Here is a 25083-nt window from a genome sequence, read left to right as displayed (position 1 = left end):
TCCCGATTCCTTCTGTGGTCCGAGCGGATGGGGGGTCAGAGCTTTCCGGCGCCCGCGCCCGACGTCACCGAGGCGACGACGGAGGAGGCGGGCTCGGCGGTGTAGCCGTAGGGCGGGGCGGTGAAGCTCCCCACCCGGGAGACCTCGGTGGTGGCCCCACCGAGGTCGTTGCCACGCAGGTTCGCGTAGCCGTCCACGTCGCTGCTGCGGTTCGTGGTGACCGCGACTCCCGTATTGCGGAAGACGTTGTTCTCCACGAGCATCTGGGCGCCCATGCGCGAGTGGCAGGCGGTCTCGGCGCCGTCCACGTAGTTGTTGTAGAAGTGCCCGGTGCCGAAGCGCAGGCTGGGGATGCGCGAGTGGACGTTGCCGAAGTGGTTGTGGTGGAACGTCACCTTCAGGTGCCCGGTGTCCTCGGAGGCGTTGTTGTCGCTGTGGCCGACGAGCGAGCCCTTGAAGTGCTCCTTGAAGGTGTTCCAGGACACCGTCACGTTGTCCGAGCCGTGGTTGATGTCCAGCAGGCCGTCGTAGTGGTCCTTGTCGTGCGTGCGGTCCGCCGAGAAGGAGTTGTGGTCGATCCACACCTTCGTGGACTCCTGGACGGTGATCCCGTCGGCGGGCGCGAGGGGCTTGCTGATGTTCAGGTTGCGGACGACGACATTGGTCTCCTCCTTGATCCGCAGACCGCCGCCGGTGAACCCGGACGACGAACCCACGCCCAGCACCGTCGTGTGGGAGCCGATGTCCACCTGGCCGCTCAGCGTGATCAGGCCGTTCACGCGGACGACCTTGGCCGCGTTGCCGGTCACGGCGCTCTTGAAGGCGGCGAGCGTCGAGACCGTGACCGGGGTGGTGCTGCCGCCGCCGGTGGTCCCGGCGCCGTAGCCGACCGGGGAGGTCTCCGCCGCGCCGGCGGAGTGCGGCAGGACGAGGACGGCGGCTGTCGCCAGGGCGGCCGCCGCAGCCACCAGAGCTGATCTTTGCGCCTGTGTACGTGGGGGGACGGTACGCATGCGGGTGCGTCCCTTCAGGGAGAGCCTGCGGGGTCATGTATATGAATGAAAGTCACTCCCATGGCCGACGCGTGCGAGCGGAAGAGGAGTGGCGTCGACCTCGGTGGTGCAGGTGGAGCAGTTTCCCTTGAGGTGCCTGGCTCCGGCGTGCGCTGCCCTGGGGTGGGGCGTCGGCAGCCGGTTCACACTGCTGAACGGAACGTAGGGGGCAAGCGCTTTCTAGTCAACGCTTTGCGCAAAAGACATTGGGTCGGGCCTGGTGAGGGCGCTCGGCCGCGCTCGGCGGGTGCGCCGGCCGGGAGTGGCGGGTCGGCGGCGGCGAATTCTTTCGACGTGTGGGAGCGCTTCCATGGCAACCATGTGCATGTCACGATGCTTCTCCCGCTGACCCGAAGCGACTTCTCGCCCACTGCCGATCCCGTCACAGGAAGGCACAACGACGTGACCCTCACCCCCCACGACCGGGCGCGCGGACCGCTGCGTTCGGTGCTCGTCGCGCTGCTGGGAGCGCTGCTGCCGTTGCTCGCGGCCACGCTCCTGACCGCGCCCGCGGCCGCCGCGGCGGCCGCGAAGGCCGAGGCCGCCCCGCGGGCCGCGCTCACCGAGATCACGGGCTTCGGCACGAACCCCAGCAACCTGCAGATGTACCTGTACGTCCCGGACAGCGTCACCGCGAACCCGGCGATCGTGGTGGCCGTGCACTACTGCACCGGCTCGGGGCCGGCGATGTACAACGGCACCGAGTACGCCTCGCTGGCCGACCGGTACGGGTTCATCGTCGTCTACCCGTCCGTCACCCGCAGCAGCAAGTGCTTCGACGTCGCCTCCCCGCAGGCGCTGACCCGTGGCGGCGGCAGCGACCCCGTGGGCATCAAGTCCATGGTCGACTGGACCGTCCGCACCTACGACGCCGACACCGACCGCGTCTTCGCCACCGGCATCTCCTCCGGCGCGATGATGACCAACGTCCTGCTCGGCGACTACCCCGACGTGTTCGCCGCCGGCGCCGCCTTCGCGGGTGTGCCCTTCGCCTGCTTCGCCACCACCAACGGCTCCGAGTGGAACAGCGACTGCGCCAACGGCACCATCACACGGACCCCGCAGGCCTGGGGCGACCTCGTCCGCGGCGCCCACCCCGGCTACACCGGACCCCGGCCCCGTATGCAGCTGTGGCACGGCACCACCGACGACGTGCTGCGCTACCCGAACTTCGGCGAGGAGATCAAGCAGTGGACCAATGTGCACGGTGTCGGCCAGACACCGGCCGCCACCGACTCGCCCCAGTCCGGCTGGACCCGCACCCGCTACGGCGGCACCGGTGACCGCGCCCCCGTCGAGGCCATCAGCCTGCAGGGCACCGGCCACAACCTCTACGCCTGGGGCATGGCCGAGCGCGTCCTCACCTTCTTCGGCCTCAACGGTTCCGGCCCCGCGCCCCAGCCCCCGGCCGGCCCCTGCAAGGTGGCCGTCACCACCAACGCCTGGAGCACGGGTCTGACCGCGTCCGTGACCATCACCAACACCGGTACGACGGCGGTCAACGGCTGGCAGCTGGGCTTCACCCTGCCTTCCGGACAGACCGTCACCAACGGCTGGGGCGCCACATACAGCCCCGCGAGCGGTGCCGTGACCGCGACCAACGCCACCTACAACGCCGCGATCGCGCCCGGCGCCAGCGTCAGCATCGGCTATCAGGCAAACCACACCGGCAACAGCGCCGCACCCTCGGCGTACTCGCTCAACGGGACGGCGTGCACGCGCGGTTGACGTGACCTGACCTGACCTTCGTCTCGATCCGACCGGCCGTCCGGGCGTGTGCCGACAGGGCGCGCGCCCGGACCTCGTTCGTCCTGCCCGACCTCCGGAGAAAGGCACCGCCCTTGCAACCGCTCAGCAGCCCGCAGCCCGTCAAGCCGTCCGGCGGAGCGCCGCTCGCGACCGTGATCGCCACCTGCGTCCTCGCCCTGGCCCTCGTGGTGGCGTCGTCCGCCGTGGTCGCCCTGGTCGGGGGTACGCAGCGGACGGACGGGGCGGGCACCCGGGACACGGCGTCGTCCACCCGGCACTGGGTGAACACCTGGTCCGCGATGCCGCAGCTCACCGAGCCGGGCAACATGCCCCCGGCGCCGTTCACCGGGGAGCGGGCCGTACTGGTCGACACCACCCTGCGCCAGACCGTACGCGTCACCACCGGCGGTGACCGCGTCCGGCTGCGCTTCTCCAACGCCTTCGGCGGCAGCGCGCTGCCGCTGACCGCCGTGACAGTGGCCCTCCCGCTGGGCGGACAGGCCGGGGTCGGGGCGATCGAGCCCGGCACCTCCCGGACGGTGACCTTCAGCGGCCGGGAGTCCATGACCGTCCCGGTCGGCGCCCAAGTGGTCTCCGACCCACTGGACTTCACGCTGAATCCGGGCACCAACCTGACCGTGACGGCGTACTTGGCCGAGGGCCAGGCGTCCCTCGCCCTCACCTCGCACCCCGGCTCGCGCACCACCTCGTACCTCCGGCACGGCGACCACACCGAGGACACGGACCTCCCCGGCGCGACCCCGACCAACCACTGGTACCTGCTCAGCGACGTCGAGGTGCTGTCTCGGCCCGCCACGACCGCCGTCGCCGTCCTCGGTGACTCCCTCACCGACGGCAGGGGCTCCACCACCAACGGCAACAACCGCTGGCCCGACCAGCTCTTCGACCGGCTCCAACAGCGGCCCGGCACCCGGCACATCGCCGTGGTGAACCAGGCGGCCGGCGGCAACCGCGTCCTCAACGACGGCCTCGGCCCGAGCGCCCTCGCCCGCCTGGACCGCGACATCCTGGCCCACAGCGCTGTCGAACAACTGATCGTCTTCGAGGGTGTCAACGACCTCGGCACAGCCGAGGCCACCCCCGCCGCCCAACAGCGCGTCACCGCCGACCTCATCGCCGCCTACGAGCAGATCATCGTCCGCTCCCACGCCCAGGGCATCCGCGTCCACGGCGCGACCCTCCTGCCCTTCGGCGGCAACACCCCCTACGACGACACCGCCGGACACCGTGAGGCGGCGCGGCAGGCCGTCAACACCTGGATCCGCACCAGCGGCCGCTTCGACACGGTCCTCGACTTCGACCGCGCGGTCCGCGACCCGGACAACCCGAGCCGCCTCCTGCCCGGCCTTCACGACGGCGACTGGCTGCACCTCAACCCGGAGGGCTACCGGATCCTGGCCGAGGCGGTCCCGACCCGCCTGCTGCGGCAAAGCTGAGCGGCTCGGCCCGGCCGCCGGTCGGAAACCCCGCCTGGACCGACCCGGTGGGTACTGCTCGGTGGCCGATGGGGATGCGGGCCCCGGAGGCGTGGCCGTTCACGGGGTGGCGGGTGCCGCGGGCCGGCCCCGGGGGACTTGAACAGTTCGGTGATGTCAGGGGTGTTGCCCTGGGTGAGTTCGATGTGTGGGTCGGTGGGGGCCGGTCGCGCGGACCCCGTGTCCCTCAACGGGCGCCCCGGTGAGCGGCGTTCAGCAGGGACCGCCAGTCCGGGAGTTTCACCACGCCTCTGCCGAGAGAGGCGCCCAGTTCCGCCTCGGCTCGCTCTATCGCCTGCCAACCCGACCATTCGACCGGCGTGCAGCCCTCGGCCCGCAGTGCCCTCGCGGGATCGTCCGGCACGTTCCTGCCCGCGAGCTCCGGCGCGTCCTCCAGCAGAGATGTCGCCGTCTCCTTGGCACAGGGGCGGTTGGTGCCGATCACCCCGGTCGGGCCACGTTTGATCCAGCCGGCCACGTACTCGCCCGGGGAGGCCACGCCTTCGCGGAGTACGCGGCCGGCGCTGTGCGGGACCGTGCCGTGGGCCGGGTCGAAGGGGAGGCCGTCGAGGGGGACGCCCCGGTAGCCGACCGAGCGGAGGACGAGTTGGGCCTCGATCTCCTCGTACCGGCCGGTGCCGCTCAGACCGCCGTGGCCGTCGGGTTCGGTGCGCTCCAGGCGGACGCCACAGACCCGGTCACCGTCGGCGAGGAGTGCGACGGGGCGGAGGAAGAAGCGCAGGCGGACGCGGTGGCGGCCGGGCGGGGCGGGCGCGGTGGCCCAGCCGCGCAGAACCTCGACGTTGCGGCGCCGGGCGGCAGGGAGGGACGACGGGTCGACGTAGTCCGGATCGAGTTCCAACTCGGCAGGGTTGACGGTCACTTGGGTGTCCGGGAGGGTCCCCAGCTCGCGCAGCTCCTTCGTGGTGAAGCGGGCCTGGGAGGGGCCTCGGCGGCCCACCATGTGGACATGGGTGACCTCGCTGGAGGCGAGGGAGGTGAGCGCGGCCTGGGGCATGTCCGTGGGGCTCAGCTCGGCCGCGCCGCGGGCGAGCATCCGGGTGACGTCGACGGCGACGTTGCCGACGCCGATGACCACGGCGGCCCGTGCGCCGAGGGCGAAGCCGTCGGTCACGGCGTCCGGGTGCGCGCTGTACCAGGAGACGAACTCGGTGGCCGACCAGCTGCCCCGCAGCTCCTCACCCGGGATACCGAGCCGTCGGTCGGCCGCGGCGCCCACGCAGTACACGACCGCGTGGTACAGCTCCCGCAGCCGGGCGGCCGGCACCCCGTCCGGGCCCACCCGGACGCCGCCGAGGAACCGGACCCGCTCGTGCTCCAGGACGGTGCGCAGATTGTTCTGCAGCGACTTGATCTTCTCGTGGTCCGGCGCCACCCCGTAGCGCACCAGACCGTACGGGCACGGCAACCGGTCCAGTACGTCGACGAGCACGTCCGGGTCCTGCTGGACGAGGCTCTGGGCGGTGTAGCACCCGCTCGGCCCCGATCCGACGACGGCGACATGCAGCACGGCGGAACTCCTTACGCGAGGAGATCGCTGATGTCTCAAGGATCGCACCGTGAGGCCCACCGGGGGAGGGGTGCGGAGGGGAGGGAGGGCGTGCTGCGCCGTCGGGGTGCCGTACGCCCCCGGTACGCGTGGCTGTGCGCAGTGAATGTGATCATGCGCTTACGTTGCGTATGTGCTGGAAGCATCCTTTCTTAATCTTTCTGATCGCCACTGGCAGGACGGCGCGGTGACCGTGCGTCGCGCGTGGGAAGTGCAGGAGCACGGCGGCGCCACGGCCTGGTTCGACGCGATGCTGGCCTTCCCGGACGGCGCCGCGGTCGAGGTGCTCGTCGTGGTCTGCGAGGGCCGTCTGTCCCTGGAGGACGTGCGTGCCCAGCCGCCGCTGTCCCTGGACGACCTGGCGGAGCTGGCCGACTGGATCGAGGGCCCGCTCTTCGAGGCGTGCGGCACCACGCCCGATTTCCTCGACGAGGAGCTGCCGCAGACCGCGTACGGATCCGGGCGCCGGGCCAGGCCCGCCTGGCCGCGGGGGACGGAGGGGCGGCGGCTGGTGGCTGAGGAGTACCTCGCGGCGCAGCGGTCCGGCTACGACCCGGTCCTCGCCGTGATGTGCGCGACGGGGCACAGCCGCCGCAAGTCGCTCCGGCTGATCGCCGGGGCGCGCGACGAGGGCCTGCTCGGCCCCCGCCACGCCCGGCGCTGAACCCGACGGACAGGCAGGGCTCGCCGGCTACTCCGTCAGGTCGCGCATCCGGCTGATCTCCGTCGCCTGCTGGGCGATCACGTCGTCGGCCATCTCCTCGACCAGGATGTTGTTGCCCTGCGCCTTCACATCCGTGGCCATGGTGATCGCCCCCTCGTGATGAGTGATCATCAGCTTCAGGAAGAGCTGGTCGAACTTCTCCCCGTCGAGTGTGCCGAGTTTTCTGAGCTGGGCCCCGGTGGCCATGCCGGGCATCGTCTCGTGGTCGTGCGCGGTGTCCCTCTTGTCACCGTCGTGGACCTTCAGCCAGCCCTCCATGGCCTCGATCTCGGGCTTCTGGGCGGCCGAGATGCGCTCGGCGATCCGCTTCACCGGGGTCGACTTCGCGTGGTCGGGGGCGAGTTCGGTCATCTCCAACGCCTGGGTGTGGTGCACGATCATCATGCGCACATAGTCGAAGTCCGCGGAATTCGGAGTGTCGTCCTCCGCCCGCTGCTCCTGGACTTCTTCCGGGGAGAGGGTTTGTGCGGCCTCACCGGGTTTTCCGGGGGCGATCACCGCCGGTCCGCTCGACTGGGCGGAACCGCCGTCGGGGTCCGACTCCGACCCCGAGTCGCAGCCCGCGAGTACCAGGAAAGCGGCCGTCAGCGAGGCCGTGACCAGCGGTGCGCGGGTTGTGCGGCGAACGAGCACAGTGACCTCCTGGGGCACAGCAACGGGCGTACACCTTGTGAGTGTTGACGGACTTTCCTAACACGCTTTCGCTGACCGGTGATCAAATTTGTTCGTTACAAATACATTGCCGTCTGTTGATCTGTGCATGATGAAGAAGATACTTCGGAGGAGCCTGAACCGTTCGACCGCGAACGGCTACATGGGAGGACACAGTGACCCTGTTGAACAACCTTCGGACGCGGCGCAGACGTATTGGGGTCGCCGCGACTGCGGCCGGCCTCCTGGCCGCCTTGCTCACCGCCGGACCGGCGGCCGCGATCCCCGACCCCGGGGACTCGCCCGCCGTGCGGGAGAAGGTCTCCAAGAGTGACGCCGCCGAGGCACGGGCGGCGATAGCCGCCGGCGAGATACCCGGCCAGGACGAGATCGTCCACTCCGCCAACATCCAGCATCTGACCAACATCCCCAAGGAGGCGCTGCCGGGCACCAACTCGGACCTCGCCTTCCAGGGCAAGTACGCCTACGCCGGCAACTACGACGGCTTCCGTGTCTTCGACATCAGTGACCCGAAGGCGCCCAGGACAGTCGCCCAGGTGCTCTGCCCGGGCTCGCAGAACGACATCTCCGTCTCCGGCGACCTGCTGTTCCTGTCCACCGACTCCTCGCGCAGCGACAACTCCTGCAACAGCACCACGCAGCCCGCGACCGAGAAGTCGTCGTGGGAAGGCGTCAAGATCTTCGACATCAGCGACAAGGCACACCCGAAGTACGTCGCCGCCGTCGAGACGGCCTGCGGCTCGCACACCCACACGCTGGTGCCCGACGGCAAGAACGTCTACGTCTACGTCTCGTCGTACTCGCCGAGCGCCTTGTTCCCCGACTGCAAGCCTCCGCACGACGGCATCTCGGTCATCAAGGTGTCCCGTGAGCGCCCGGAGAGGGCGAAGGTGGTGGGCTTCCCGGTCCTCTTCCCCGGTGAGGGCCCCGACGGCGGCGGCAATCCGGGTTCGCCCACGAACCCCGGTGTCTCCAAGACCACCGGCTGCCACGACATCACGGTGCTGCCGTCGAAGGACCTGGCCGCCGGCGCCTGCATGGGTGACGGCATCCTGTTCTCCATCAAGAACCCGAAGAAGCCGAAGGTCATCGACCGCGTCCAGGACAACGTGAACTTCGCGTTCTGGCACTCGGCCACCTTCAACCAGGATGCCGACAAGGTCGTCTTCACCGACGAGCTGGGTGGCGGCGGCGCGGCCACCTGCAACGCGGCGATCGGACCGAACCGCGGCGCCGACGGCATCTACGAGATCACCGGCAAGGGCGACGAGCGCAAGCTCGTCTTCAAGAGCTACTACAAGATCCCTCGCCACCAGGCGAACACCGAGAACTGCGTCGCCCACAACGGCTCGCTGATCCCGGTGAAGGGCAAGGACATCATGGTCCAGGCCTGGTACCAGGGCGGCGTCTCCGTCTGGGACTTCACCGACTCCGCCAAGCCCGAGGAGATCGCCTACTTCGAGCGCGGTCCGATCTCCACCAGCACCCTGGTGGGCGGCGGCTCCTGGTCGGCGTACTACTACAACGGTTACATCTACTCGAACGACCTGGTGAAGGGCTTCGACGTCCTGAAGCTCGACGACCCGCGGACGGATCCGGCCAAGGAGGTCCAGTTGTCCGAGCTCAACGTGCAGACGCAGCCGGACTACTTCGACGTGGACCGGTAGCAGCACCGCCACGGATCTCGGTCAACCCGTCCCGCCGGGCCCTTCGGGGACCGGCGGGACACCGCGCTCGCGGACTCTTCACCGACCGGCTCGCTGCGCGAGGACATCCGGCAACTCCCGCGTCGACTCGCTGTCGGCGAACTATACTCAGCGCTTCCGGGCGGCGACCCTACGTGCTCCCGCCCGGCCGTTGTTCGTCCCGGGCCGCACGGGGGACGGTCCGGGACGGACGTCCAGCGGTGACGAACAGCCGGTCGGCGAACGGGACGCGGGCACCGGGCCCGGCTCAGGGGGCAGCGGCCGACGGCACCTCATCCATCAGATCCAGCACCGGCCGCAGCCCGTCCGGCCGCTCGGCGGCGGGCAGATGATCGACGAAGTACACCCCGCACCCCAGCGCCGCCGCACCGCCGTCGGCCCGCCGGTCGTCGCCGACCATCAGGGTGTCGCGCGCGTCCACACCGAGCGCCTGGCAGGCGAGGGCGAACAGCCGCGGGTCCGGCTTCTGGATGCCGTGCTCGTACGACAGCACGTACGCGCCGACGTACGGGTCGAGGCCGTGGGCGCGGAACACCGGCCGAAGATCCCAGCCGATGTTGCTGACCACCCCGACGGACACGCCGCGTTCCCGCAGGGCGGCGAGGACCTCGGCGGCGTCCGGGTAGGGACTCCAGGCCGACGGCGTCATATGGCGGTCGTACAGCGCGTCGTGGAGCGCGGGGACGGGGAGGGGTACCTGGCGGGACAGACCCGTGTAGGCGGCCCGGTGCTGCTCGGCGCTCCGGTCCCGCACCGCCCACAGTTCACCCTGTCGGCCCGTCGGCGGCTCCTCCGGGAACGCCCCGCCCGGCAGCGCGCCCGCCCGCTCCAGCGCCTCGGCCGCCCGGACCAACTCCGGTTCGGGCAGGGCCAGACCGGCGTCCGTCAGGGCCGCGCGGAGCCAGGACTCGGTGGACTCCACGCGGAAAAGGGTTCCGGAGAAGTCGAACAGCACTCCTTTGACCGTCATGCCGTCGATCCTTCGTGCCCGCCCGCGCCCGGTCAAGTACGCCTCTGGGCCTGCCACTTCTCGTAACTCAGCACTGCCAGCGCGATCGTCAGGCCGCCCAGGAGCCAGCCGCCCAGCACGTCCGACGCCCAGTGCACGCCCAGCCAGATCCGGGTCAGTCCGACGCCCACGACGGAGACGGCGGCCACCGCCAGGGCCGTCCGCACGACGACACGGCCGGCGCCGTACCGGTGCAGGAGCCACACGAGCAGACCGAGGACGACCGTGGCTGTCATGGCGTGGCCCGACGGGTACGCCGCGTAGTGGGCGGAGTCGACGGGGTCGGGCCACGCGGGCCGCTCCCGGCCGACGGCCGCCTTCAGCCCTTGCTGCATCGCCGTACCCACCGCGCAGGTGACCGCCAGCCACCCGGCGAGCCACCATTCCCGGTGGCGCCACACCAGCCAGATCGCGGCGGCCGCGACGAGCAGACGCATCGTCACCGGGTCCCAGACCCAGTCCGTCAGGATGCGGAACGCGTGGGTGATGCCCGGTGCGTCGACGGCCCATCTGTGCGTGGTGTTCGCGATGCTCTCGTCCAGCGACATGAGCGGCCCCCAGGGGAGCGCGACCAGCACGAGCAGCAGGACGGAGGGCGCCGCGAAGGCCGCGGCGGCGCGGACGGTGCGGGTGGTCGGCGGCCGGTGGGGCGGCGCGTCGACGGTGGGGGTGTGCATACAGCGATCCTTGCCGACTCCCGGGGCCTCAGGCCAACGTCGGGGCGTGAGATCACTGTCACGCGCCGCGACCGGAGCAAAGCCGTCGCGCCGCACGTTGTCCTTGGGCTGCCCTTTGTCCTCTCTTTGCCATTTCACGACCTGTCGAGTGCCCGCGAAGCGGGGACGAAAGCCACCGGCCACCGCGGGAACCCGCCGCGAGCGCCACCGGAGGGCGCCCGGCGGCGGTCGTGGCGGCCGTCATGAGGCGCGGCCCATGGGCAGGGCGGGTGCGCGGTGACACGGGCCGGGCCGCCGAAGTGACGCGGACTGCGACCAGGCGCGGCTCGGGGCCGGACGAACCGTTTCCGAGCGGCCCACGGCCGGTGGCGCGGACGTCCGGGCCGCTCAGACCGTCAGCAGCATGGCGAACATACCGATGCCCATGGACAGCCGGCAGGCACGCGCCAGCTCCGGCCGGTCACCCCAGCCGGTCGCCCGTGCGACCGGAACCCGCGCCCCCGTCGTGGCCGGTACGGGCATGAGCCGGATGCCGGCCCACAGCACGTAGCCCGCGAAGTACACCAGCAGCACCCCGGTCACCGGGGGCAGGCCCGCGCCGCCGTGGCCGCCGCCCGGCGAGGCGACCATCACCACGGCCATGTAGACCATCGCCAGCGCTCCCACCAGATGGTGCAGATGGTGCGGGCTCGTGCGGGCCGACCACAGCGCCCGCGCCGCCGCCATGCCGAACACGACCGCGTAGCCGAGCCAGGCCCAGCGCGGCGGCGCCATGGCCGCGGCGGGCACGGCCATCGCGGCCATCCCGAACCCCATCAGCGCCTCGCCGCCCGCGGCCAGGCGCTGTTCCTCGACGGCGCTGCGCATCCGCAGCAGGCAGTAGCCCCCGGTCACCGCGCACAGCGCGACCAGCAGCCAGCCGGCCGAAACCGGTCCGTGCACCGCGCACCTCCCCGTTCGACGACATCGGTCAGTGCTGAGAGTGAGGTCGGACAGTCGGTCAGGGCATGCCCGGGCCCGATGGCGCGCATACGAGCGCAAGGGTGTACGCGGGGGAGCGCGCGGGGGTGCGGGGCCGAGACGAGCGCCACAGTCCGAAATCTATTTCACAAGTAAAACACCAGCTAAGGTCATGGCATGTTCAGCGTCGGACCTCCTCATGCCCGCCGGCTTCCGCTCTCCGGTGCCCTCCGAGTGAACCGGCCCTCCGAGATCTGGTTCAAGCCCGCGCTCGGCGTGGTCGTCGCGGCCGCCCCACCCAACCTGACGCTGCTGGCCCTCGACCGCCTCGACCTGGCGATGTACACGATGGCCGGGTCCCTGTGCGCGCTCTACGCCCACCACCGCCCGTACGCCGCCCGCGCCCGGACCCTCGCCCGCGTCGTGCTCGGCATGGTCGGCGGACTCGCGGTCGCCCTGGTCGCCGCCTCGCTCACCACGAACGCGGTGGTGCTGGTCACCGTGGGCGCGCTTCTGGCCGCCGTGCAGAAGGCGCTCTGCGACGCGAGCCGGGTCGGGCCGCCCGCCAACGTCATCTTCACCTTCGTCACCTCGGCGGCCCTCTTCCTGCCCCAGGGCCTCGCCCAGGTTCCCGGTCACCTCGCCGCGTCCGCCGTCGCGGGTGCCTGGGCCTGGCTCGTGTGCATGGCCCCCGGCCTGCCACGCCCGCACGGGCCGGAGCGCCGCGCCACGGCCCAGGCCCTGAACGCGGTGGCCGCCCACGTCGAAAGGCCCGAGCGACCGGACATCCGTGCGACCGCCACGACCGCCTTGCACACCGCCTGGCAGACACTGCTCGCCGCCGGCGCCCGCACCGAACCCCGGCGCGCCCTCGAAGCGCTCCTGGCCCGCGCCGACGTCGCACTCGCCGCACCCTTTGCCGCCGACCCCGGCCGGCTGCGCGCCCTGGCACGGGAGCTGCGCGGTGCCGGACCCCTTCCGCGAGACGCCGCCCCGACGGAGGCCGCCGACGAGATGCCCGGCGCGGAGGTCGAACCCGCGGGCGGGCGAGCCCCGTTGTGGAGCAGGCTCGGCCCGCTCACCCCCATCGCCGTACGCACCGCCGTCGGCTGCGCCCTCGCCGGGTACGCCTCCCTCGCGATCGGTGTCGGCCGCCCCTACTGGGCCCTCGTCACCGCCGCCTCGCTCTATCAGGCGAACCTCACCCTCACCTGGAGCCGGGGCGTGCAGCGCGTGGTCGGCAACCTCGCCGGTGTGTCGGCCTTCGCCGCCCTGGTCCCGCTCGCCCACCTCGGCCCGACGGCACTCGTCCTGTGCTGCCTCGCCCTCAGCTTCGGAGCCGAGGCCCTGATCAGCCGCAACTACTGGCTCGGCACCATCTGCGTCACCCCGATGGCCCTGCTCGTCACCGAGTTCGTCCGTTACGGAAACCCCGGCGAGCTGATCACCGACCGGCTCCTGGACACCGTCGTCGGCGTCCTGGTCGGTTTCCTCGTGGCGGTCGCCGTCACCAACCGGCGCGCCGGAGACCGCGTCGCCCACGCCCTCACCACCGTGGAGCGCGCCCGCGCGCACACGGTCCGCACGGCCGCCGACCCGAACGCCGCACCCGGTGCACTGCCCACCGCCCGCCGCGCCCTGGCCGCCGCCCTCGTCGAACTGCGCGCCGTCACCGACGCCGCGAGCGGCGAATGGTGGCAACGCGCCTGGCCGTCGGAGCGGGTGACACACGCCGAGCAGGCCGGACACCGTACGCTCGCGGCGACGGTACGACAGCAAGGGTTCGAGGCATCGGAGGGCGCACGGGCATGACGGCAGGCAACGGGCGGGCGGCGGCGGGGAGCGGCGCGGTACTCGGGGACACGGTCGCCAAGGTGGTGCGCCAGTGGCAGACGGTCCACCCCGGTCTCGACACGGCGCCGATGGAGATCATCGGCCGCGTCAACCGCTGCGCCGCCCTCCTCCAACAGGCCGAGGACGCGCCGCTGCGCCGGGCCGGCCTCACCCGTCCCGAGTTCGACGTCCTCGGCACCCTGCGCCGCACCGGTCATGAACTGACCCCCAGTGAGATCGCCCGCGAGACCTTCGCCTCCGGCGCCGCCGTCACCAAACGCCTCAAGCTGCTCACCGAACGCGAACTGGTCGAGCGCCGCGGTGACGACCGTGACCGCCGCGTCGCCCACGTCCGCCTCACCGACGCCGGCCGTGACCTCGTGGACAGCGTCATGCCGGAGCAACTGGCCTACGAGGAGGCCGTACTCTCCGGCGTCGACGCCGACAATCGACGCGAACTCGCCGTGCTGCTGGGCGAGTTGCTGATCCAGCTGGAAGGCCGCCTGGGTCTGCCGCGCGCCTAGTGCGCGACGCGCGGTGCGCCGGGACCGGCCGGTCGGGGTCGGTAGGTCGATGCCGGTCGGGGTCAGCCCTCCGCGCCCGCCAGGTACGTGCCGAACACGGTTCCTTGGGGGTCCCGCAGCACCGCGATGCGGGGGCCGTCCGGCACTGTGGTGGGCTCCATGAGGAGGGTGCCGCCCGCCCCGGCGGCGATGCGGGCCGACTCGTCGACGCCCTCCACGGCGAAGTACGGCAGCCAGTGCGAGGGCACCTCGGGCGGGAACTTCTCGTCCATCGTGATCATGCCGCCGAAGTCGGCGGGTGCGGGTGGGGGAGGGCTTCCCGCGCGGTTCCCCGTGCCCTGGCCGCACCCCTGCCGGGGCACGGCTGCCGTTACCCTCGTGCGTGTTCGAACCCGCAGACATCCTTCAGGAGCCGTCCATGGACGCCGCCACCACCGGCCTGATCTTCCGCGATGCCACCGATGCCGATGTGGACGCCCTCGTCTCGTTGATCGAGTCGGCGTACCGCGGGGACTCCAGCCGGGCCGGGTGGACCACGGAGGCGGACATCCTCGAAGGGCAGCGGACCGATCCGGAGGGTGTTCTGCGGGTCATCAAGGCGCCCGACAGCAGGCTGCTCACCGTCGAGCGGGACGGCATGATCCTCGCCTGCTGCCAGCTCGAACACCGCGGTGACCACGCCTACTTCGGGATGTTCGCGGTGAGCCCGGCCCTCCAGGGCAGCGGTCTCGGCAAGGTGATCATCGCCGAGGCCGAGCGGATCGTGCGTGAGGTCTGGGGCGCCAAGGAGATGCACATGACCGTGATCTCCGTACGGAACGACCTCATCGCCTGGTACGAGCGGCGCGGCTACCGCCGTACGGGACGGATGACCCCGTTCCCGTACGGCGACGAGCGCTTCGGCATCCCGCTCCGCGACGACCTGCGGTTCGAGCTGCTGGTCAAGGAAATCGTCTGAGGTCTCGCCGGTCTGCGCCCGAGACCTACGCGGTGAAGCGGCCGGTGCGTTTGATGTCGGGGTAGTCGGTCGTCGCGCCGTCCAGCTGGAGCGCGCGGACCAGGCGCAGGTGGTCCTGGGTGTTCACCACCCAGCCGATGATCCGCAGGTTCGCCTTGCGGGCCTTCTCGACGACCTCCAGCGTCAGCCGCCGGATGTTCAGCACGAGGGTGGCGGCGCCCACCGCGACCGCCCGGTCCACCACGTCGGGGCCGTAGCGGCTGGCGACCAGCGCGGTGCGCACGCCGGGCACGAGCCGGGCGATCTCGGCGACCGCCTCGTCGTGGAAGGACAGCACCTCGACCCGCCCCACCAGGTCGCGCCGGTGCATGACCTCGGCGAGGGCGCGGGCCGCCGCCGCGTCCTTGATCTCGGCCTGGAGCGGTGCCCGTACCGCGTCCAGGACCTCCTCGAAGGTGGGGACACGCTCGCCGCGGCCCGCGTCCAGGGCGCGCAGCTCGGCGAGGGTCTTGTCGGCGATCGGGCCGGTGCCGTCCGTCGTCCGGTCCACGTCCGCGTCGTGCATGACGACGAGCGCGCCGTCCTTGCTCAGATGCAGATCGAGTTCGATGACGTCGAGGCCCGCGCGATCGGCGGCTACGAAGGAGCGGAGGGTGTTCTCGGGTTCGACACCCATGACTCCGCGGTGACCGATGGTGAGGAAGTTCAAGGTTGACTCGCTTCCGTCGACGGCGGCTCGGCCCGCGTGACCGGGGGAGGGGCGGCACGCGGCTGGGGCGCAGCGTAGTACTCCCGCCGTGCGATGCATCCGCATGTGCATGAGCCCTTTCGGGTCGTGTCACGTCGTGTCACGTCGAAGAACAGGACCGTTTCCGCACCTGCCCCGTACCGATCGGGTCATCCGTGAGTGGGCGAGTCCGGCGCGCGTTGACCCCGGAGACCTGCGTGCGACGGGCGCGACGCACGAACTGTGATCCATGACGCGTGTGACAGGAGATTCAGCGGTTAGTCGGAGGGGGTGGCGGGAAGATTTCCGGCTGGATCGCTCATGATCGGTCTTGCGGTGGGGAACCCTCGCTACGTACGGTGTCCCTACGAAAGTTTATCCCGTGGAGGATGGGTCATGACGGAAATTCTTGTGCAGATGGGCGCGGAGGGTGTTATTCCTTCGGTCGGTAGGGTGGTGGAGCACCCGGCCTGGCCCGTGCTCAAGGATGCCGTGGAGCGGATCCGGCCATGGCAGTCCAAGGACGGTTCGATCGATTTCGACGCCGAGCACGCCCCCGATCCGGCGGACGCCGAGCGCGCCGTGCGGGATGTCGTCGGGGCCGTCGAGGCGCTGTCCGCGCTGCTGCCGCACGACGCCGCCTACCACGAGGCGCTCGTCAAGGACCTGCGGCGCTGGGCCGACGACGGCTTCGAGGTGCCCGACTTCCTCGACTCGCTGCTGGCCTTCCAGCCCGCCGCGAGCCGCGCGGACGGCCTCCAGCACCTCGTCGTGTTCCCGATGTACACGCAGAACGGCAACCCCGACCGCAACCTCGAAGCGGTCGTGCTGCGCATGGTCTGGCCGGACTGGCTGGCCGAGCTGGAGCGCACCCGCTACGACAACCCGCTGTTCTGCGGCATCACCTTCGAGGACTTCACCGCCGGCTACGACACCAACTCGGCCGTCCTCTTCCCGGAGACCATCGCCGTGCGCGAGGCTCCGGCCCGCTTCTCCTGGGGCGGCATCTTCTGCGACCGCGAGGCCGCCCGGTTCCGCCGTGTCACCGAGGCCGCCGTGGACATCCTCGGCCTCGACCTGCCCGAGGACGTCGCCGCGATGGTCCACGACCAGAAGCGCTGCGAGGAGGCCTTCGTCCTGTGGGACATGGTCCACGACCGGACCCACAGCCACGGCGACCTGCCCTTCGACCCCTTCATGATCAAGCAGCGCCAGCCGTTCTGGATGTACGGCCTCGAAGAGCTGCGCTGCGACCTCACCGCCTTCAAGGAGGCCGTGAAGCTGGAGGCCGACGGCGTCCCGCAGGCCCGTGACGTGCAGTACGCGGTGCTCTTCGACCGCATGTTCCGTTTCCCGGTCACCGGCGAGCGGGTCCGCAACTACGACGGCCTCGGTGGCCAGCTCCTCTTCGCCTACCTGCACAAGCACGACGTCGTCCGCTGGACCGACAACAAGCTGTACATCGACTGGCAGCGCGCCCCGCAGGTCACCAACCAGCTCTGCGCCGACATCGAGCAGCTCTACCGGGACGGCATCGACCGCCCGAAGCTGGTCCACTGGTTCGCCGGGTACGAGCTGGTCGCCGACTATCTCGCACCGCACCCCGGATCCCGCTGGGCCAAGGGCCCGGACGCCCTGGATCTGACGCAGCCGCCGCGGAAACTCGTCGACGACGTGCTTCCGGACGAGTTTCCGCTCAGCATGTTCTATGAGGCGCTCGCCAAGAAGCTGAAGACCGTGATCGCCTCCACCAAGGGCATCACCGCGGCGAACGCCGAGCGGGTCGCCGCGTGAGCGCCGGATTCGCAGACGTCACAGACGCTGCTCAGGAGGCGAAGACCATGCAGAACGGTAACGGTGCACTGAGTGGCGCGGTGATCGCGGTGGCCGGCGCGGGCGGACCCGCCGGCCGGGCGGCCCTGCTGCGGCTGGCCGAAGCGGGCGCGATCGTCGTCGGCTCCGACAACGACCCCGAGCGGCTCTCCGAGGCCGTCGACGCGGCCCGCTACGCGCACGGCGGCGCCACCGTCGTCGGCGACACGGTCGATCTCCTCGACCTCCAGTCGACCCGGGACTGGGCCACCCGCATCGAGAAGGACTTCGGGCGGGTCGACGGACTCGTCCACCTCGTCGGCGGCTGGCGCGGCAGCGAGACCTTCACCAGGACCAGCCTCGACGACTGGGACTTCCTGGAGATGCTGCTCATCCGCACCGTGCAGCACACCTCCCTCGCCTTCCACGAGGCCCTGCAGCGCAGTGAGCGCGGCCGGTACGTCCTCATCAGCGCGGCCGGCGCGAGCAAGCCCACGGCGGGCAACGCCGCCTATGCCGCCGCCAAGGCCGCCGCCGAGGCGTGGACGCTGGCCACGGCCGACTACTTCCGCAAGGCGGGCGGGCCGGACGGGCCGACCTCCGCGGCTGCCATCCTGGTCGTGAAGGCGTTGGTGCACGACGCGATGCGCGCCGACCGACCCAACGCGAAGTTCGCGGGCTTCACCGACGTCAAGGAGCTGGCCGAGGCCATCGCCGGTGTCTGGGAGAAGTCCGCCGCCGAAGTGAACGGGAACCGTCTGTGGCTGACCGACAAGCCGTGAACCCTCCGAAGACCGACGCCCGACGCCATCACGACCCGGAGATCCGCGGTTTCGCCAGTGACAACTACGCGGGGGTCCACCCCGAGGTGCTCGCCGCACTGGCCCTGGCCAACGGCGGGCACCAGGTCGCGTACGGCGAGGACGAGTACACCGAGAACCTCCAGCGGATCGTGCGCAGCCACTTCGGCGCCACCGCCGAGGCGTTCCCGGTCTTCAACGGCACCGGCGCCAACGTCGTCGCGCTCCAGGCCGTCACCGACCGCTGGGGCGCGGTGATCTGCGCTGAGAGCGCGCACATCCACGTCGACGAATGCGGGGCGCCCGAACGGGTCGGCGGGCTGAAACTGCTCACCGTGCCCACACCCGACGGCAAGCTCACACCCGAGCTGATCGACCGGCAGGCGTACGGCTGGGACGACGAGCACCGCGCGATGCCGCAGGTCGTCTCGATCACCCAGAGCACCGAACTCGGCACCCTCTACACGCCCGAGGAGATCCGCGCGATCTGCGAGCACGCCCACGCGCACGGCATGAAGGTGCACCTGGACGGCTCCCGGATAGCCAACGCCGCCGCCTCCCTGAACGTCCCGATGCGTACGTTCACCAACGCGGCCGGCGTCGACCTGCTCTCCCTGGGCGGCACCAAGAACGGGGCGATGTTCGGTGAGGCGGTCGTCGTCATCAACCAGGACGCCGTCCGCCACATGAAGCACCTGCGCAAGCTGTCCATGCAGCTCGCCTCCAAGATGCGCTTCGTTTCGGTGCAGTTGGAAGCCCTGCTGTCGAAGGACCTGTGGCTGCGCAACGCCCGCCACTCCAACGAGATGGCCCAGCGGCTCGCCGAGGGCGTCCGCGCGGTACACGGGGTGGAGATCCTCCATCCCGTGCAGGCCAACGCCGTCTTCGCCCGCCTCCCGCACGACGTGAGCGAACGCCTCCAGAAGCGCTATCGGTTCTACTTCTGGGACGAGACGGCCGGCGATGTCCGCTGGATGTGCTCCTTCGACACGACGGAGGAGGACGTGGACGGATTCGTGGCCGCGCTCAAGGAGGAGATGGCGCGCTGACCCGGACAGGGAGCGGACTCCGCATGTCTGCATGGGTATGCGGTCACTCGGAAATGTATTGACTCCTGGGTGATCGTATTCCTATGCTCTGCGGGCATGGAGCTCATCCAGCAAACCCCCGACCTGTCCGCGTATCTGGCCGCCGACGAGGTCATCGACCATGACCATCCCCGGGTGCGGCAGGCGGCCGCGCGGCTCGCCAAGGACGCGACCGACTCGTATGACTATGCGCGGGCGGCGTACGAGTTCGTGCGTGACGCCATTCCCCACTCGGCCGACTCGGGTGATCCGCGCGTCACCTGGCGCGCCTCGGACGTCCTGGAGCAGGGGACCGGCATCTGCTACGCCAAGGCCCACGCGCTGGCCGCGCTGCTGCGCGCCGAGGACATCCCCACCGCGCTCTGCTATCAGCGGCTGGCGCACGACGACGGCGGCGGACACGCCGTCCACGGTCTGGTCGCGGTGCGTTTCAACGGGCACTGGCACCGCCAGGACCCCCGCGGCAACAAGCCTGGTGTGGATGCCCAATTCTCGCTGGACGGTGAGCGGCTGGCCTGGGTGCCCGACCCCGACTCGGACGAGCTGGACTACCCGGTTCTCCACGCCGCTCCGCATCCGGCGGTACTGGACGCGCTCAGGGCCGCCCCCGACCGGCCGCACCTCTGGCGAACGCTCCCCACGGAACTCTGAGACCCTTGCGGGCGCCGGTTCCTGTGACGCTCCTGTTGCCGGAGGTGTGGCCTCCGCCATAGGCCGTCGCCAGGTCGAGGTGATCGACTCGGTTGATGCGTGAGGCGGGGCGGGTCCAGCGGTTCCTGGAGAGGTCGGAGCGGCATCGGAGCGCGGACATCGGCGTGGCCGTGCTGATGGTCGCCGTGGACCTCATCGTCCTCGGCTGGGTCCTGATGCTCGGCACGGAGGGTGTCTTCACCGAGGACTGGCTGCCGTACCCGGGAATGACGGCCCCGGACGGCGCGAGCTACCAGCACGACTCCGTCATGTTCCTCTACCAGTTGGCGGCCGGCACCGTCGGCCTCGCCCTCGTCTGCCGACTGTGGCTGACCGCCGCGGCGCAACTGGTCGTGCTCAACTTCGGGGCGGGCTTCATCGGTTCCCTGTCCACCTACTGGAACCCATGAGGCGTCGGCGCACGGAAGATCCGTGAAGCCCGCGCCGGTCGAGCGGGTCAGCGGGCCTCGGCCTCGCGGACCTGCTCCGGGGTCGGGGCCGTGCCGCCGAGATGGGCGGGCATCCACCAGGTGTCGTCCGGTCCCTTGGGGCGGACGGGGTACGCGCGCTGGGCGGCCTCCAGCAACTCCTGGACGCGCTCCCGGAGCTGGCGGGTGATGGCGCCCGCGTACTTGTCCTTGGAGGCCTCTATCGCCTCGCCGACCCGGATGGTGATCGGGATGTGGCTGCGCTTGAAGTTGCGGGGATGTCCCTTGGTCCACAGTCGCTGCGTGCCCCACACGGCCATCGGGATCAGTGGGACCCCCGCCTCCTGGGCCATCCGGGCGGCACCCGACTTGAAGCTCTTCAGGGTGAACGACTGCGAGATGGTGGCCTCGGGGAAGACGCCGATGATCTCGCCGGAGCGCAGCGAGTCCAGCGCGTGCGCGTAGGCCGCCTCGCCCTGCTTGCGGTCCACCGGGATGTGCCGCATGTTGCGCATCAACGGACCGGAGACCTTGTGCCGGAACACCGACTCCTTGGCCATGAAACGCACCAGACGCTTCTGCGGCAGCGCCGCCAGGCCGTCGAAGATGAAGTCCAGATAGCCGATGTGATTGCTCACCAGCACGGCGCCGCCCGAGCGCGGGATGTTCTCCGACCCCTTGCAGTCGATCTTCAGGTCCCATGCCTTGAACAGGGTGTGGGCGAGACCGATCGCGGGGCGGTAGACGAGCTCTGCCATGGGCGGAGTGGACCCTTCTCTCTGCCTGGGAAGGGGTCTCCCGGCGGGAAGTTACGCAGCCGTAGGTTTACGGCATCTCGCAGATCGTGCCCCAAGAACGCACGAGTAGCCAGTCTTGGCGCCGGCCCAGGGCGAGATTCTTGTCACGTCGGACATGCGAGCGACCACCGGAAGTTCAGCCGCCCTCTATTGCGTACGTACGGTGACCCGTCGGACGAGCAGGTACATCTCGCACCCCAGGCAGTACCCGAACACCGCGTTCAGGAAGGCCGCCGCCAGCGCCGCGCCGGTCGCCGCCAGCCCCAGCCACTCGGGCCCCACCGTGAAACCGGCCAGGCCCGCCGCGGCGAAGACCAGCCCGACCGCCTGCGCGAACCGCGGCGGCTCCGGCGCCTCGAACTCCACGGGCGGCCCGATCCGGGGCCGTACGAGCGTGCGGAAGACCCAGCCGTACGGCGAACGCCCCACCCCGCCCGCCGCGCCCAGCGCGAACGCGAACGTCTGCCAGGCCAGCAGCCAGCCGCTCCCGGTGATCAGTGCGACCGCGAGCACCACGGTCGTCACGGCCGCCCCGAAGCGCGGCCCCCTCACGTCAATGTCCATGCGTCAAGCATTCCGCACGCCAATCTTTCTGGGGAGCCGGGAATTTTTGCAGTCTTGTGAATGCTGAAGCGCGCTGTGACCGGACTTGTGGTGTGTGGACTCGTGCTCGCCATGGCGAGTGTCTACGGAGTGCTGCATCGGCGGCGGAGCGGGAGAATCAGGGTGCGCGGGCGGGACGGCGAAAAGCGGCTCGGTTCGGCGGAGTTGGGGGAGGGGCTCGGCGAACGGGCCACGCTCGTCCAGTTCTCCAGCGCGTTCTGCGCCCCGTGCCGGGCGACCCGCAGGGTGCTCGCCGAGGTGGCCGGAATGGTCCCCGGCGTCGCCCACGTGGAGATCGACGCCGAAGACCACCTCGACCTCGTGCGCCGGCTCGGCATTCTCAAGACGCCGACCGTGCTCGTACTCGACGCCGACGGCCGGATCGTGCGACGGGCAACCGGGCAGCCGCGCAAGACGGATGTGATCGCCGCGCTCGGTGAGGCCGTGTGAAGCCGCATGCCGGAACGCACTTGACTGCACGCCTCACCTATCGTCAGCCTGACCGTATGCCCCGAGAACTCCTTCTCTTCGAGCGCACGCATGTGGACCTGGTCCGCACGGCGAGTTCGCGCTGTCCGGGACCCTGAACAAGCCCGGGCCAGCTCGTCGACGCCAACAGAAGGACAACTCCATGACGGCCACCTCCGGCCTCGGTTCGCCCCAGCTCGCCTCCCCCGACCTCCTGCGCTCCGTCTTCCGGCGCCATGCCGCCGGCGTCGCCGTGATCACCGCGCAGGACGCCACCGGCCCGGTCGGCTTCACCGCCACCTCGCTCTCCTCGGTCTCCGCGGACCCCCCGCTGCTCTCGTTCGGCATCGGTACGGGCGCCTCCAGCTGGCCGGTGATCTCCGAGGCGCGCCATGTGGGCGTGCACATACTCGGGGAGCACCAGCGGGAACTGGCCGCCACCTTCGCCCGCAGCGGTGCCGACCGGTTCGGGGATCCCACCGGATGGCGTAGTGGACCGAAGGGAGTTCCCGTCCTCGACGACGTGCTCGCCTGGCTGGTCTGCCGGGTGGTGGCACGCGTGCCGGCGGGTGACCACCGGATCGTCCTCGCCGAGGTGGTCATGGGTGACCCGTCGGGCGCAGGGCGGCCACTCCTGTACCACCAGGGCCGCTTCAACGGTCTGCGAGACTGATTCCCGCCCGATTACGCAGGGTTGCCTACCTCACAGTTCAAAGCGCTTGCTTAGCGGGCACGGAATGCGGGAACGTAGGCGTCGTACTGGCGAGTAATATCCTGACCGGAGCGCAGGTCGCCCCGATCGGGATCGGCCGCTTCAGGCGCCTATGCTGCCTGGAAGAAGGCAGCCCGGAAATGACGATGCAGTAGGAGAGCCGGCGTGAGCTTGAGGATCGTTGTCACTGTGAAGTACGTGCCCGACGCCACTGGCGACCGGCACTTCGCCGATGACCTGACCGTCGACCGTGACGACGTGGACGGCCTGCTCTCCGAGCTGGACGAGTACGCGGTCGAGCAGGCGCTGCAGATCGCCGACGAGGCCGACGACGCCGAGATCACCGTGCTGACCGTGGGCCCCGAGGACGCCAAGGACGCGCTGCGCAAGGCGCTGTCGATGGGTGCAGACAAGGCCATCCACGTCGAGGACGACGACCTGCACGGCACCGACGCGATCGGCACCTCGCTGGTCCTGGCGAAGGCGATCGAGAAGGCCGGCTACGACCTGGTCATCTCCGGCATGGCCTCCACCGACGGCACGATGGGCGTCGTTCCCGCGCTGCTGGCCGAGCGTCTGGGTGTCCCGCAGGTGACGCTGCTGTCCGAGATCTCCGTCGAGGACGGCACGGTCAAGGGCCGCCGTGACGGCGACGCCGCCTCCGAGCAGCTCGAGGCCACCCTGCCCGCGGTCGTGTCGGTCACCGACCAGTCGGGCGAGGCGCGTTACCCGTCCTTCAAGGGCATCATGGCGGCGAAGAAGAAGCCGGTTCAGTCCTGGGACCTGTCCGACCTCGACATCGAGGCGGAAGAGGTCGGTCTGGAAGGCGCCTGGACGGCTGTCGACACCGCGACCGAACGCCCGGCGCGCACCGCCGGCACGATCGTCAAGGACGAGGGCGAGGGCGGCAAGCAGCTCGCCGAGTTCCTCGCGGGCCAGAAGTTCATCTAGGCCCTGCGGCCCGCCGCGGCCCCCGGCCCGGCTGAGGCCCGACTCCCTTACCGCCCCTCAGACTTCGCAATCCGCAGGAGCATTCCCATGGCTGAAGTTCTCGTCTACGTCGACCACGTGGACGGCGCCGTCCGCAAGCCCACCCTTGAGCTGCTGACCCTGGCCCGCCGCATCGGCGAGCCCGTCGCCGTCGCGCTCGGCAACGGCGCCGCCGACACCGCCGCCGCCCTCGCCGAGCACGGCGCGGTCAAGGTCCTCACCCACGACGCCGCCGAGTACGCCGACTACCTGGTCGTGCCCAAGGTCGACGCGCTGCAGGCCGCGGTCGAGGCCGTGTCCCCGGCCGCCGTGCTGGTGCCGTCCTCCGCCGAGGGCAAGGAGATCGCCGCGCGTCTGGCGGTGCGCATCGGCTCCGGCATCATCACCGACGCCATCGACCTCGAAGCCGGTGACGAGGGCCCGGTCGCGACGCAGTCGGTGTTCGCCGCCTCCTTCACCACCAAGTCCCGCATCTCCAAGGGCACCCCGGTCATCACGGTCAAGCCGAACTCCGCCGCCGTGGAGGCAGCTCCGGCCGCCGGTGCGGTCGAGGCGCTGGCCGTGACGTTCGGTGCGCTGGCCACCGGCACCAAGGTCACCGCCCGCACCCCGCGCCAGTCCACCGGGCGTCCGGAGCTGACGGAGGCCGCGATCGTCGTCTCCGGCGGCCGTGGCGTCAACGGCACCGAGAACTTCGCCCTCATCGAGGCCCTCGCCGACTCCCTCGGCGCGGCCGTGGGCGCCTCCCGCGCCGCGGTGGACGCAGGCTGGTACCCGCACACCAACCAGGTCGGCCAGACCGGCAAGTCCGTCTCGCCGCAGCTCTACATCGCCAACGGCATCTCCGGCGCCATCCAGCACCGCGCCGGCATGCAGACCTCCAAGACCATCGTGGCCGTCAACAAGGACGCCGAGGCCCCGATCTTCGACCTCGTCGACTACGGCGTCGTCGGTGACCTCTTCGACGTCGTCCCGCAGCTCACCGAGGAGATCAACACCCGCAAGGGCTGAACCTCCTGACTCCTCCCGAGTCGTCCG

The 25083-nt window shown here is 70.6% G+C and carries 25 protein-coding genes and 1 pseudogene; 16 read left to right on the top strand and 10 right to left on the bottom strand.

The window, feature by feature from the left end; translation table 11 throughout:
* Window positions 1–35: 35 nt before the first annotated feature.
* A complete protein-coding gene (locus OG858_RS04635) occupies window positions 36–1013 on the bottom strand; it encodes a pectate lyase family protein (RefSeq protein ID WP_319065173.1) in 978 nt (325 codons plus the stop codon).
* A gap of 441 nt (window positions 1014–1454) precedes the next feature.
* Here OG858_RS04635 and OG858_RS04630 point away from each other — a divergent pair, with 441 nt between their 5' ends.
* Window positions 1455–2780, top strand: coding sequence for an extracellular catalytic domain type 1 short-chain-length polyhydroxyalkanoate depolymerase (locus OG858_RS04630; RefSeq protein WP_319065174.1), 1326 nt, complete (start codon window positions 1455–1457; stop codon window positions 2778–2780).
* A gap of 173 nt (window positions 2781–2953) precedes the next feature.
* The gene (locus tag OG858_RS04625; RefSeq protein ID WP_327745747.1) at window positions 2954–4258 is read left to right on the top strand and encodes an SGNH/GDSL hydrolase family protein; all 1305 of its coding nucleotides are present in this window, start codon (window positions 2954–2956) and stop codon (window positions 4256–4258) included.
* Between the two features lie 226 nt (window positions 4259–4484).
* Here OG858_RS04625 and OG858_RS04620 read toward each other — a convergent pair whose 3' ends face one another.
* Complete coding sequence (locus OG858_RS04620) at window positions 4485–5828, bottom strand: FAD-dependent oxidoreductase (RefSeq protein ID WP_086754551.1); 1344 nt, start codon at window positions 5826–5828, stop codon at window positions 4485–4487.
* 226 nt (window positions 5829–6054) lie between these two features.
* Between OG858_RS04620 and OG858_RS04615 the strand changes: the two genes are divergently transcribed.
* Window positions 6055–6531, top strand: coding sequence for a DUF6214 family protein (locus OG858_RS04615; protein ID WP_319065175.1), 477 nt, complete (start codon window positions 6055–6057; stop codon window positions 6529–6531).
* A 27-nt stretch (window positions 6532–6558) separates the two neighbouring features.
* On the opposite strand, the gene OG858_RS04610 is transcribed toward OG858_RS04615, so the two are convergent.
* Complete coding sequence (locus OG858_RS04610; RefSeq protein ID WP_086750559.1) at window positions 6559–7224, bottom strand: DUF305 domain-containing protein; 666 nt, start codon at window positions 7222–7224, stop codon at window positions 6559–6561.
* 194 nt (window positions 7225–7418) lie between these two features.
* Here OG858_RS04610 and OG858_RS04605 point away from each other — a divergent pair, with 194 nt between their 5' ends.
* Window positions 7419–8930 carry an LVIVD repeat-containing protein gene (locus OG858_RS04605; RefSeq protein ID WP_327749303.1) on the top strand — a complete coding sequence of 504 codons (1512 nt, stop codon included), beginning with the start codon at window positions 7419–7421 and terminating at the stop codon, window positions 8928–8930.
* A 286-nt stretch (window positions 8931–9216) separates the two neighbouring features.
* On the opposite strand, the gene OG858_RS04600 is transcribed toward OG858_RS04605, so the two are convergent.
* The 3 genes from OG858_RS04600 to OG858_RS04590 all read right to left on the bottom strand — a co-directional run bounded on the left by OG858_RS04600 (window position 9217) and on the right by OG858_RS04590 (window position 11597).
* Window positions 9217–9939 (bottom strand): HAD family hydrolase, encoded by a 723-nt coding sequence (locus OG858_RS04600; protein WP_328545121.1) that lies wholly within the window; start codon window positions 9937–9939, stop codon window positions 9217–9219.
* 32 nt (window positions 9940–9971) lie between these two features.
* Window positions 9972–10655, bottom strand: a complete 684-nt coding sequence (locus OG858_RS04595) for a phosphatase PAP2 family protein (protein WP_319261999.1) — start codon at window positions 10653–10655, stop codon at window positions 9972–9974.
* 387 nt (window positions 10656–11042) lie between these two features.
* Window positions 11043–11597 carry a DUF5134 domain-containing protein gene (locus OG858_RS04590; protein WP_086750555.1) on the bottom strand — a complete coding sequence of 185 codons (555 nt, stop codon included), beginning with the start codon at window positions 11595–11597 and terminating at the stop codon, window positions 11043–11045.
* 195 nt (window positions 11598–11792) lie between these two features.
* On the opposite strand from OG858_RS04590, the gene OG858_RS04585 reads away from it, so the two are divergent.
* Complete coding sequence (locus OG858_RS04585; protein WP_319065176.1) at window positions 11793–13427, top strand: FUSC family protein; 1635 nt, start codon at window positions 11793–11795, stop codon at window positions 13425–13427.
* The gene (locus OG858_RS04580) at window positions 13424–13972 is read left to right on the top strand and encodes a MarR family winged helix-turn-helix transcriptional regulator (protein ID WP_086750553.1); all 549 of its coding nucleotides are present in this window, start codon (window positions 13424–13426) and stop codon (window positions 13970–13972) included. Before OG858_RS04585 ends, OG858_RS04580 begins: the two co-directional genes overlap by 4 nt.
* Window positions 13973–14034: 62 nt before the next feature.
* Here OG858_RS04580 and OG858_RS04575 read toward each other — a convergent pair.
* Window positions 14035–14268 (bottom strand): annotated as a pseudogene (locus OG858_RS04575) (VOC family protein); the annotation flags it as partial.
* Between the two features lie 122 nt (window positions 14269–14390).
* Between OG858_RS04575 and OG858_RS04570 the strand changes: the two are divergent.
* The gene (locus OG858_RS04570) at window positions 14391–14930 is read left to right on the top strand and encodes a GNAT family N-acetyltransferase (RefSeq protein WP_319262201.1); all 540 of its coding nucleotides are present in this window, start codon (window positions 14391–14393) and stop codon (window positions 14928–14930) included.
* Window positions 14931–14955: 25 nt separating this feature from the next.
* Here OG858_RS04570 and OG858_RS04565 read toward each other — a convergent pair whose 3' ends face one another.
* Window positions 14956–15639 (bottom strand): glycerophosphodiester phosphodiesterase, encoded by a 684-nt coding sequence (locus OG858_RS04565; protein ID WP_328545122.1) that lies wholly within the window; start codon window positions 15637–15639, stop codon window positions 14956–14958.
* 414 nt (window positions 15640–16053) lie between these two features.
* Between OG858_RS04565 and OG858_RS04560 the strand changes: the two genes are divergently transcribed.
* The 5 genes from OG858_RS04560 (at window position 16054) to OG858_RS04540 (ending at window position 20457) form a co-directional block, all read left to right on the top strand.
* On the top strand, window positions 16054–17451 hold the full coding sequence (locus tag OG858_RS04560) for a DUF6421 family protein (protein WP_086750550.1): 1398 nt from the start codon (window positions 16054–16056) through the stop codon (window positions 17449–17451).
* A 47-nt stretch (window positions 17452–17498) separates the two neighbouring features.
* Window positions 17499–18251 carry an SDR family NAD(P)-dependent oxidoreductase gene (locus OG858_RS04555; protein WP_319065177.1) on the top strand — a complete coding sequence of 251 codons (753 nt, stop codon included), beginning with the start codon at window positions 17499–17501 and terminating at the stop codon, window positions 18249–18251.
* Window positions 18248–19318: a threonine aldolase family protein gene (locus OG858_RS04550; RefSeq protein ID WP_086751716.1), complete on the top strand. Its 1071-nt coding sequence runs from the start codon at window positions 18248–18250 to the stop codon at window positions 19316–19318. Before OG858_RS04555 ends, OG858_RS04550 begins: the two co-directional genes overlap by 4 nt.
* A gap of 96 nt (window positions 19319–19414) precedes the next feature.
* Window positions 19415–20008: a transglutaminase-like domain-containing protein gene (locus OG858_RS04545; RefSeq protein WP_086751714.1), complete on the top strand. Its 594-nt coding sequence runs from the start codon at window positions 19415–19417 to the stop codon at window positions 20006–20008.
* A gap of 95 nt (window positions 20009–20103) precedes the next feature.
* The gene (locus OG858_RS04540) at window positions 20104–20457 is read left to right on the top strand and encodes a hypothetical protein (RefSeq protein WP_086751712.1); all 354 of its coding nucleotides are present in this window, start codon (window positions 20104–20106) and stop codon (window positions 20455–20457) included.
* Between the two features lie 47 nt (window positions 20458–20504).
* On the opposite strand, the gene OG858_RS04535 is transcribed toward OG858_RS04540, so the two are convergent.
* Both OG858_RS04535 and OG858_RS04530 read right to left on the bottom strand, forming a co-directional pair.
* Window positions 20505–21233 carry a lysophospholipid acyltransferase family protein gene (locus tag OG858_RS04535; RefSeq protein ID WP_319065179.1) on the bottom strand — a complete coding sequence of 243 codons (729 nt, stop codon included), beginning with the start codon at window positions 21231–21233 and terminating at the stop codon, window positions 20505–20507.
* A 186-nt stretch (window positions 21234–21419) separates the two neighbouring features.
* Window positions 21420–21836, bottom strand: a complete 417-nt coding sequence (locus OG858_RS04530; RefSeq protein ID WP_327749308.1) for a DUF4395 domain-containing protein — start codon at window positions 21834–21836, stop codon at window positions 21420–21422.
* A gap of 75 nt (window positions 21837–21911) precedes the next feature.
* Between OG858_RS04530 and OG858_RS04525 the strand changes: the two genes are divergently transcribed.
* From OG858_RS04525 to OG858_RS04510, 4 genes are all read left to right on the top strand, one after another.
* On the top strand, window positions 21912–22325 hold the full coding sequence (locus OG858_RS04525; RefSeq protein ID WP_086751719.1) for a TlpA family protein disulfide reductase: 414 nt from the start codon (window positions 21912–21914) through the stop codon (window positions 22323–22325).
* A gap of 181 nt (window positions 22326–22506) precedes the next feature.
* Window positions 22507–23016: a flavin reductase family protein gene (locus OG858_RS04520; RefSeq protein ID WP_319261978.1), complete on the top strand. Its 510-nt coding sequence runs from the start codon at window positions 22507–22509 to the stop codon at window positions 23014–23016.
* Window positions 23017–23220: 204 nt separating this feature from the next.
* Entirely contained in the window at window positions 23221–24006 is a 786-nt protein-coding gene (locus OG858_RS04515) for an electron transfer flavoprotein subunit beta/FixA family protein (RefSeq protein ID WP_086751705.1), read from the top strand.
* Between the two features lie 87 nt (window positions 24007–24093).
* Window positions 24094–25056: an electron transfer flavoprotein subunit alpha/FixB family protein gene (locus OG858_RS04510; RefSeq protein ID WP_086751704.1), complete on the top strand. Its 963-nt coding sequence runs from the start codon at window positions 24094–24096 to the stop codon at window positions 25054–25056.
* The last annotated feature ends 27 nt before the right edge of the window (window positions 25057–25083 follow it).

The sequence above is a fragment of the Streptomyces europaeiscabiei genome (genome assembly GCF_036346855.1).
Classification (GTDB): Bacteria; Actinomycetota; Actinomycetes; order Streptomycetales; family Streptomycetaceae; genus Streptomyces; species Streptomyces europaeiscabiei.
This window is presented reverse-complemented; position numbering and strand designations above follow the sequence as displayed.

Excerpts from the sequence above, each read along its gene's own strand:
- OG858_RS04635 (WP_319065173.1), bottom strand. The coding sequence starts at position 1,013 with ATGCGTACCGTCCCCCCACGTACACAGGCGCAAAGATCAGCTCTGGTG.
- OG858_RS04600 (WP_328545121.1), bottom strand. The coding sequence starts at position 9,939 with ATGACGGTCAAAGGAGTGCTGTTCGACTTCTCCGGAACCCTTTTCCGC.
- OG858_RS04595 (WP_319261999.1), bottom strand. The coding sequence starts at position 10,655 with ATGCACACCCCCACCGTCGACGCGCCGCCCCACCGGCCGCCGACCACC.
- OG858_RS04585 (WP_319065176.1), top strand. The coding sequence starts at position 11,793 with ATGTTCAGCGTCGGACCTCCTCATGCCCGCCGGCTTCCGCTCTCCGGT.
- OG858_RS04580 (WP_086750553.1), top strand. The coding sequence starts at position 13,424 with ATGACGGCAGGCAACGGGCGGGCGGCGGCGGGGAGCGGCGCGGTACTC.
- OG858_RS04570 (WP_319262201.1), top strand. The coding sequence starts at position 14,391 with ATGGACGCCGCCACCACCGGCCTGATCTTCCGCGATGCCACCGATGCC.
- OG858_RS04560 (WP_086750550.1), top strand. The coding sequence starts at position 16,054 with ATGACGGAAATTCTTGTGCAGATGGGCGCGGAGGGTGTTATTCCTTCG.
- OG858_RS04555 (WP_319065177.1), top strand. The coding sequence starts at position 17,499 with ATGCAGAACGGTAACGGTGCACTGAGTGGCGCGGTGATCGCGGTGGCC.
- OG858_RS04545 (WP_086751714.1), top strand. The coding sequence starts at position 19,415 with ATGGAGCTCATCCAGCAAACCCCCGACCTGTCCGCGTATCTGGCCGCC.
- OG858_RS04540 (WP_086751712.1), top strand. The coding sequence starts at position 20,104 with ATGCGTGAGGCGGGGCGGGTCCAGCGGTTCCTGGAGAGGTCGGAGCGG.
- OG858_RS04535 (WP_319065179.1), bottom strand. The coding sequence starts at position 21,233 with ATGGCAGAGCTCGTCTACCGCCCCGCGATCGGTCTCGCCCACACCCTG.
- OG858_RS04530 (WP_327749308.1), bottom strand. The coding sequence starts at position 21,836 with ATGGACATTGACGTGAGGGGGCCGCGCTTCGGGGCGGCCGTGACGACC.
- OG858_RS04520 (WP_319261978.1), top strand. The coding sequence starts at position 22,507 with ATGACGGCCACCTCCGGCCTCGGTTCGCCCCAGCTCGCCTCCCCCGAC.
- OG858_RS04510 (WP_086751704.1), top strand. The coding sequence starts at position 24,094 with ATGGCTGAAGTTCTCGTCTACGTCGACCACGTGGACGGCGCCGTCCGC.